We start from the raw sequence: 211 nt of genomic DNA, 5'->3' as shown, positions 1-211 counted from the left end.
ATAAAGGCCGGTGTTAGCTATCGGACGCCCGATACTTTCAATAATCCTGTCACCCCGCGGTATCGACAACCAGGCAGAATACGTTGTCGTTTCGGAAGGCCCATAGAGATTACATAACCGCTGTACCGGCGTTTCTGCAAAAATCTGTTCAATCAGGGTACGTTTAAGCGGTTCACCCGCCAGATTGACGGTATGAACCGACGCCATCAGC

The 211-nt window shown here is 50.7% G+C and carries 1 protein-coding gene; it reads right to left on the bottom strand.

Translation table 11 applies throughout. The features are described 5' to 3' along the window. Positions 1-211: AMP-binding protein (locus tag ABR397_RS24935; RefSeq protein ID WP_350308002.1), on the bottom strand; the 211-nt coding region annotated here is incomplete at both ends.

Source organism: Photorhabdus viridis (assembly GCF_040256935.1).
Taxonomy (GTDB): domain Bacteria; phylum Pseudomonadota; class Gammaproteobacteria; order Enterobacterales; family Enterobacteriaceae; genus Photorhabdus; species Photorhabdus viridis.
Note: the sequence above shows the minus strand (reverse complement) of the source record. Positions and strands in the feature narration are given on the sequence as shown.